The organism is Halomonas sp. BM-2019 (assembly GCF_017584085.1).
Genome location: NZ_CP071922.1, coordinates 3,516,598 through 3,523,425, shown reverse-complemented (window position 1 = coordinate 3,523,425; position 6,828 = coordinate 3,516,598). Strand labels below are relative to the sequence as shown.

General features: G+C 66.9%; 6 protein-coding genes and 2 pseudogenes. 6 read left to right on the top strand and 2 right to left on the bottom strand.

Annotated features, from left to right (window positions below; translation table 11 throughout):
• From J5F18_RS17490 to J5F18_RS17480, 3 genes and pseudogenes are all read left to right on the top strand, one after another.
• Nucleotides 1-210, top strand: a pseudogene (locus J5F18_RS17490) (hypothetical protein); the annotation flags it as partial.
• Nucleotides 207-758: a DUF192 domain-containing protein gene (locus tag J5F18_RS17485; RefSeq protein ID WP_346299808.1), complete on the top strand. Its 552-nt coding sequence runs from the start codon at nucleotides 207-209 to the stop codon at nucleotides 756-758. The pseudogene J5F18_RS17490 and the gene J5F18_RS17485, both read left to right, overlap by 4 nt.
• 188 nt (nucleotides 759-946) lie before the next feature.
• Nucleotides 947-2,113, top strand: coding sequence for a glycerate kinase (locus J5F18_RS17480; protein WP_346299807.1), 1,167 nt, complete (start codon nucleotides 947-949; stop codon nucleotides 2,111-2,113).
• Nucleotides 2,114-2,126: 13 nt separating this feature from the next.
• Here J5F18_RS17480 and J5F18_RS17475 read toward each other — a convergent pair whose 3' ends face one another.
• Complete coding sequence (locus J5F18_RS17475; protein WP_346299806.1) at nucleotides 2,127-2,648, bottom strand: macro domain-containing protein; 522 nt, start codon at nucleotides 2,646-2,648, stop codon at nucleotides 2,127-2,129.
• 272 nt (nucleotides 2,649-2,920) lie between these two features.
• Here J5F18_RS17475 and J5F18_RS17470 point away from each other — a divergent pair, with 272 nt between their 5' ends.
• A complete protein-coding gene (locus J5F18_RS17470; protein WP_346299805.1) occupies nucleotides 2,921-4,309 on the top strand; it encodes a lysine 2,3-aminomutase in 1,389 nt (462 codons plus the stop codon).
• A 158-nt stretch (nucleotides 4,310-4,467) separates the two neighbouring features.
• On the opposite strand, the gene J5F18_RS17465 is transcribed toward J5F18_RS17470, so the two are convergent.
• Entirely contained in the window at nucleotides 4,468-4,665 is a 198-nt protein-coding gene (locus J5F18_RS17465) for a hypothetical protein (RefSeq protein ID WP_346299804.1), read from the bottom strand.
• Here J5F18_RS17465 and J5F18_RS17460 point away from each other — a divergent pair.
• A complete protein-coding gene (locus J5F18_RS17460) occupies nucleotides 4,664-5,644 on the top strand; it encodes a TAXI family TRAP transporter solute-binding subunit (RefSeq protein WP_346299803.1) in 981 nt (326 codons plus the stop codon). The genes J5F18_RS17465 and J5F18_RS17460 overlap by 2 nt on opposite strands.
• A 138-nt stretch (nucleotides 5,645-5,782) precedes the next feature.
• Nucleotides 5,783-6,828, top strand: a pseudogene (locus tag J5F18_RS17455) (TRAP transporter fused permease subunit); the annotation flags it as partial.

Sequence of the window (6,828 nt, the reverse complement as noted above, 5' to 3'; positions counted from 1 at the left end):
GTCGAGTCGCTGGTGGTGCTGGGCGGGATGACCTCGGTGGCTCTGGCCTTCGATCATACCGAGCAGACCCTGAGCTTCGAGATCGCCACCCATGCGGCCCGGCGCAACGGCCTGGCCCGCGGGGAGGCCGTGCGGGTGTCGCTGCTGGCGAAGGGGATTCACCTGATGCCGGCGCAGGCGGCGCCGGACGAGACGAGGAGGACGACATGACTGGAATCCGGCAATGGGGCCTGGGGCTGGCGCTGCTGCTGGCCCTGCCGTCGACGGCGCTGGCCGAGGCGCACGCCCCCTCGGGCCTGACGGTGGTGCCGCTTGAGGTCCACGCCGCCGAGGGCGTGCGGCGCTTCGAGGTCGAGGTGGCGCGCACCGGGCCCGAGCGCCGCCGCGGCCTGATGGAGCGCGACCGCCTCGAGGAGGACACCGGCATGCTGTTCCTCTACCGGGAGAGCCAGTCGCCGAACAGCGGCTTCTGGATGTACCGCACGCGCATTCCCCTGGACATCGCCTTCATCGGCGAGGATGGGCGCATCGCCGCCACCTTCACCCTGTGGCCCTGCGGCTCGGCCGACCCCGCCGAGTGCCCGGTCACCTATCCCGGGGTGCCCTACCGGGCGGCAGTGGAGGTCAACGCCGGCACCTTCGAGCGGCTGGGCATCGCCGAGGGCGACTGCGTCGGCTGGCCCGGGAGCCCCGGGCGCTGCCCGTTGGAGGCGGACGCTGGAGAAGACGCCGACCAGGGGGCGCCGGAGCCATACTGACGAGGAGCCTGTCGGGTTTGACCGATTGTCGCGAGAGGTTCGGATTTCGAGACAAGCTTATCGATCTGATGAGGCTTATAGCGCTATTTAACGAATCAGATCGAATGAAATTGGCCGAAAGGCCGGATCTCGTAGCGGATCAGCGTTAAGTCTGACAGTCTCTAAAGACTGGAAGAAAGGAGGTCGCGATGAACGTCATCCTCGCCCCCGACAGCTACAAGGATGCGCTCCCCGCTCGTGAGGCGGCTCGGGCGATGGCCGAGGGTTTCCGCCGGGTAGATCCGCATATGCGACTCGACGAGTGCCCCATGGGGGACGGCGGCGAAGGCACCCTGGAGGCGCTGCTTGCCGCTACCGGCGCGCAGCGTCGGGAACAGCTCGTGCACGACGCCCTGGGGCGGTCCTGCCGGGCCGCCTGGGGCTGGCAGCCCCGGACTCGTACTGCCTACATCGAGCTGGCCGAGGCGAGCGGCCTGCAGCGGCTCGCGTCGGCTGAGCGCACGGCGCTGCACAGCACGACCCGCGGGGTCGGCGAGCTGATCCAGGCGGCGCTGGACCTAGGGGCCGAGCGGCTGCTGCTGATGCTCGGCGGCAGCGCCACCAACGATGCCGGTGCCGGCATGCTGCAGGCCCTGGGCGCCCGGCTGCTGGACGCCGAGGGACAGCCGCTGCCGCCGGGAGGGGCGGCGCTGGCGCGGCTGGAGCAGCTCGAGCTCGAAGGCCTGGACCCCCGCCTGGCCGGGGTGGTCGTCGAGACCGCGGTGGACGTGGACAATCCGCTGCTGGGCCCCCATGGGGCCAGTGCGGTATTCGGCCCCCAGAAGGGCGCCACGCCGGAGGAGGTGGCCGTGCTGGACGCGGCCCTGGGCCGTTTCGCCGACTCGGTGGCGGCGGCCCTGGGGGAAGACCATCGACAGCTCCCCGGTGCGGGGGCAGCCGGCGGCATGGGGTTCGCGGCGCGCGCCTTCCTCGGCGCCGAGTTGCGCCCCGGTATCGAGCTGGTGATGGAGCAGGTGGGGTTCGATGCGCGCCTGTCCGCTGCCGATCTGGTGATCACCGGAGAAGGGCAGCTCGATGGCCAGAGCCTGGCCGGCAAGACGCCGGTGGGTATCGCCCGACGGGCTCGTGAGCATGGCGTGCCGGTGGTGGTGCTGGCCGGCCGACTGGGCAACGGTTGGCAGGCGGCCCATGCGGAAGGCGTGACCGCGGCCTTCGCCCTGGCCGACGGGCCGATGACGCTGGAGGCGGCCCTGGCGGGCTGTGCCGAGCAGTTGACGGCACGCGCCGAGAGCGTCGCGCGGCTCTTCCTGGCGGGTCGTGCCTGTTCCATCAGGGCCGAGGGATCATCCCCATAGTCCTGTCGGAGTGTTAATCGCGCTTCAGTGCGTCCAGGGTGCCCCGATGGAGCTCGGCGCTGCTGGCATCGAAGAGCACGAAGCGCACTCGCTCGACATGGGGACAGTCGGGCAGGGTAGCGAGCACCGTGGAGAGCGCGACATGCGCCGCTTCCGCCGCGGGATAGCCGAAGGCGCCGGCCGAGAGGGCCGGAAAGGCGATGGAGGCAAGGCCATGCTCCTCGGCCAGGCGCAGGGCATTGCGATAGCAGGCGGCGAGCAGTTCGTCGGCCGGCTCATCGCGGCCGTAGACGGGCCCCAGGCAGTGGATCACGTGGCGGTTGGGCAGGCCGAAGGCCTCGGTGATTACCGCCTGGCCGGGCTTGATGGGGGCCAGGGGGCGGCAGGCCCGGTCGAGTTCGGGACCGGCGGCGCGGTGCAGGGCGCCGGCCACGCCGCCGCCAGGGCGCAGCTGGGCGTTGGCGGCGTTGACCACGGCATCCATGTCCGGCTGGCGGGCGATATCGCCCTGTTGACATTCGAGGCTGGCGTTCATGGCGCGTCTCCTGACTGGGATGGCTTCTCTCAGTCTGGTGGCTTTTCGCGGCGGTGGGCAAGCGAAGGGTGCGGCGCGCCAACGTCTGCCGGCGAAACAAGCCGGGCGGCTTGAATGATCTGTTGCGTATCGTGCGGTTTTTCGTGACATTCGTTGCAGATCGGTGCAGAAATTTGCACTTTCCTCGCCGGGCCTGTACCAATGGCCATCCCCGAAGAGAAGACGGTGGACCTGCCGCTCGCAGGACCCCCGGACAGCGACGAGGAGGCGAGATGAACCAGCGCGTCAACATCGAGCTCGGCAGCCCCGAGGCCGAGGCCTTCGAGGCCCGACAGTTCAAGGTCTACACCCACCGCCAGCTCGACAAGATCGAGGCGATCCAGAATCTGCCTGACGACCTGCGTTTCGATATGCGGGTCGTCAGCCAGGTGCTGCCGTTTCGCGTCAACGAGTACGTGATCGACGAGCTGATCGACTGGAACAACATCCCGGCGGACCCGATCTTCCAGCTTACCTTCCCCCAGCGCGGCATGCTCAAGCCCGAACACTTCGACGCGATAGCCGAGCTGGTGCGCCGTGAGGCCACCGCCGCCGAGCTGAAGCCGGTGATCGAGCGCGTCCGCGCCGAGCTCAACCCCCATCCGGCGGGGCAGATGGACCTCAACCTGCCGCTGCTCGACGGCGAGCCGCTGCCCGGCATGCAGCACAAGTATCGCGAGACGGTGCTCTTCTTCCCGAGCCAGGGACAGGTGTGCCACAGCTACTGCACCTTCTGCTTCCGCTGGGCCCAGTTCGTGGGTGATAAGGAGCTGAAGTTCGCCTCCAGCGAAGCGGATTCCCTGCACCGCTACCTGGCCGAGCACACCGAGGTCACCGACCTCTTGATGACCGGCGGCGACCCCATGGTGATGAAGGCCAAGCACCTGCGCATGTACTTGGAAGGCTTGATGGCCCCCGAGCTGGACCACGTCCAGGACATCCGCATCGGTTCCAAGAGCCTCACCTTCTGGCCCTACCGCTTCGTCACCGACCCGGACGCCGAGGATATCCTCGCGCTGTTCCGGGAATTGACCGCGGCCGGTAAGCATGTCGCCTTCATGGCGCACTTCAACCACTGGAAGGAGATGGACACCCCCATCTGCCGGGAGGCGATCCGCCGCATCCGTGCCACCGGGGCCGAGATCCGCACCCAGGCGCCGCTGCTCAAGCACATCAACGACGATGCCGATCAGTGGGCCAAGATGTGGACCCAGCAGGTGCGCCTGGGGATGATCCCCTACTACCTGTTCGTGGAGCGCGACACCGGCGCCCGCCACTACTTCGAGGTGCCGCTGGTGCGCGCCTGGGAGATCTACCGCGAGGCGATGAAGCAGGTGCCGGGCCTGGCGCGGACGGCGCGTGGCCCGTCGATGTCCGCCGACCCCGGCAAGGTGGAGATCCAGGGCGTCACCGAGATCAACGGCGAGAAGGTCTTCGTGCTGCGCTTCATCCAGGGCCGCGACCGCGACTGGGTGCAGCGGCCCTTCTTCGCCAAGTATGACGAGGAGGCCACCTGGCTCAACCATCTGGAACCGGCGCTGGGGGAGAGCGAGTTCTTCTTCGAGGCCGAGTTCGCCGCCATGAAGGACGAAAAGCAGGCGCTGATCATGAAGGCGTCGTGATTCGGCAAAGGCGGCGGGTGAGTGGCCCGCCGCGTGACAAAGGCTCCCCGTCGGTCATTCATCCGGCGGGGAGTTTTTTTTCGGGAGCAGAGCGTTGCGTAGGTGCGATAGGGGGTGCGGCTTCTGGGCCACGAGAGTACAACGCTAGCCTCCCGTCATCACTGAAAATTAACGCCCACTAAACGATAAGGATGGCTAACATTACCGTTCAGTGGTGAAAGAAATTCAGCGGGCAGGCGTTTTTCGCTTAAAGTGGGCGTTTTTCTGCTAAAGTAGAAAAGCACGGCATCAGCTGCCGACAAGGCCTTGCTTTCTGAAACGTCATGCTTGCTCACAACGTCAAGGGGTATGTACATGAAACGCCATGCTTTCTCTGCGGCTGCCTTCTCCGGTGCCCTGCTGGGTGCCGCCCTGTTCTCGGCGCCGGCCGTGGCTCAAGATCGCTTCATCACGATCGGCACCGGGGGGCAGGTGGGGGTCTACTATGTCGTCGGCCAGTCGGTGTGCCGAATGGTCAATCGCGGCAGCGATGAGCACAACATCCGCTGCAACGCCCCCTCCACCGGCGGCTCCGTGGCCAACGTCAACGGCATGAAGGCCGGTGAGCTGGATATGGGTGTCGTCCAGTCCGATATCCAGTACCGGGCCTACAATGGCTTGGAGCAGTTCGAGGGGGACGGCCCCTGGGAGGAGATGCGTGCCGTCTTCACCATGCACGGCGAACCGCTGACCGTGGTGGCACGCGCCGACTCCGGCATCGAGCACATCAGCGACTTTCCCGGCAAGCGCGTCAATATCGGCAACCCCGGCTCCGGCCAGCGCAACACCATGGATATGGTGATGAACGTCAAGGGCTGGGATACCGGCGTCTTCTCGCTGGCCTCCCAGCTGGATGCCGCCGAACAGTCCGCGGCGCTTGCCGACAACAACATCGACGCCATGGTCTACGTGGTCGGCCACCCCAACGGCTCCATCCAGGAAGCCACCACCACCATCGATGCCCGGCTGATTCCGGTCACCGGTCCGGAGATCGAGGAGCTGATCGAGGAGTACCCCTACTACACCCATGCGGTGATTCCGGGGGGCATGTATCGCGGCAACGACGAGGATGTCGAGACCTTCGGCGTGGCGGCCACCTTCGTCGCCTCGACCGATGTGGACGAAGACATCATCTACGAGACCGTCAAGGCAGTGTTCGAGAACTTCGATCGCTTCCGGCGGCTGCATCCGGCCTTCGAGAATCTCGAGGAGGAGACCATGATCTCCGAAGGCCTGACCGCGCCCCTGCATGACGGCGCGGCGCGCTACTACCGCGAGCGCGGCTGGATCGAGTGACCCGGGTGAATCACCCGTGGTGAACGATGCGCGGACCCCCTCGGGGCGTCCGCGCATCTCGTTGGGGAGTCGTCTTCCTGCCGTCGCCGCGGGAAGGGAACGAACCAGAAGACAACGTACAGTGGGCAGGGCCAGCTTATGACGGACGATAAGACAACTCCCGGGGCCACGGAGACCGACCTGGAGGATATGGTCGCCTCGAGCGACACGGGGGCGCGCAAGCCGCTGGGCGTGCCGGGCAAGCTGCTGGTCAGCATCGCCGCCGCCTGGTCGCTCTTTCAGCTGTGGATCGCCTCGCCCTTGCCCTTCATGGTGGGCTTCGGGGTGTTCAACGCCACCGAGGCGCGCTCCATCCATCTGGCCTTCGCGCTGTTCCTGGCCTTTATGGCCTACCCGGCGCTGAAGCGGTCGCCGCGCGATCGCATCCCGATCCAGGACTGGCTGTTCGCCGCGGTGGCCGCCTTCTGCGCCGGCTATATCTACCTCTTCTATGCCGAGCTCTCCACCCGCCCGGGGCGACCGATCACCCAGGACGTGATCGTCGGGGTGGTGGGCGTCCTGCTGCTGCTGGAGGCCACCCGCCGGGCGCTGGGGCCGCCGCTGATGGTGGTAGCCTCGATCTTTATCCTCTACTCGCTGTTCGGCCCCCATATGCCGGGGATCCTCGCCCATCGCGGGGTCAGCCTAAACGGCCTGATCAATCACCAGTGGCTGACCACCCAGGGGGTGTTCGGCATCGCCCTGGGGGTCTCGACCAGCTTCGTGTTCCTGTTCGTGCTGTTCGGCGCCCTGCTCGACAAGGCCGGCGCCGGCAACTACTTCATCAAGGTCGCCTTCTCGCTGCTGGGCCACTACCGGGGCGGCCCCGCCAAGGCGGCGGTGGTGGCCTCGGGCATGACCGGGCTGATCTCCGGCTCCTCCATCGCCAACACCGTCACCACCGGGACCTTCACCATCCCGATGATGAAGCGGGTGGGCTTCCCGGCCGAGAAGGCCGGGGCCGTGGAGGTCTCCTCCTCGGTGAACGGCCAGATCATGCCCCCGGTGATGGGTGCCGCCGCCTTCCTGATGGTGGAGTACGTCGGCATTCCCTACGTCGAGGTGATCAAGCACGCCTTCCTGCCGGCGATGATCTCCTATATCGCGCTGATCTATATCGTCCACCTCGAGGCGCTCAAGGCCAA

Excerpts from the sequence above, each read along its gene's own strand:
- J5F18_RS17485 (WP_346299808.1), top strand. The coding sequence starts at position 207 with ATGACTGGAATCCGGCAATGGGGCCTGGGGCTGGCGCTGCTGCTGGCC.
- J5F18_RS17480 (WP_346299807.1), top strand. The coding sequence starts at position 947 with ATGAACGTCATCCTCGCCCCCGACAGCTACAAGGATGCGCTCCCCGCT.
- J5F18_RS17475 (WP_346299806.1), bottom strand. The coding sequence starts at position 2,648 with ATGAACGCCAGCCTCGAATGTCAACAGGGCGATATCGCCCGCCAGCCG.
- J5F18_RS17470 (WP_346299805.1), top strand. The coding sequence starts at position 2,921 with ATGAACCAGCGCGTCAACATCGAGCTCGGCAGCCCCGAGGCCGAGGCC.
- J5F18_RS17460 (WP_346299803.1), top strand. The coding sequence starts at position 4,664 with ATGAAACGCCATGCTTTCTCTGCGGCTGCCTTCTCCGGTGCCCTGCTG.
- J5F18_RS17465 (WP_346299804.1), bottom strand. The coding sequence starts at position 4,665 with ATGTACATACCCCTTGACGTTGTGAGCAAGCATGACGTTTCAGAAAGC.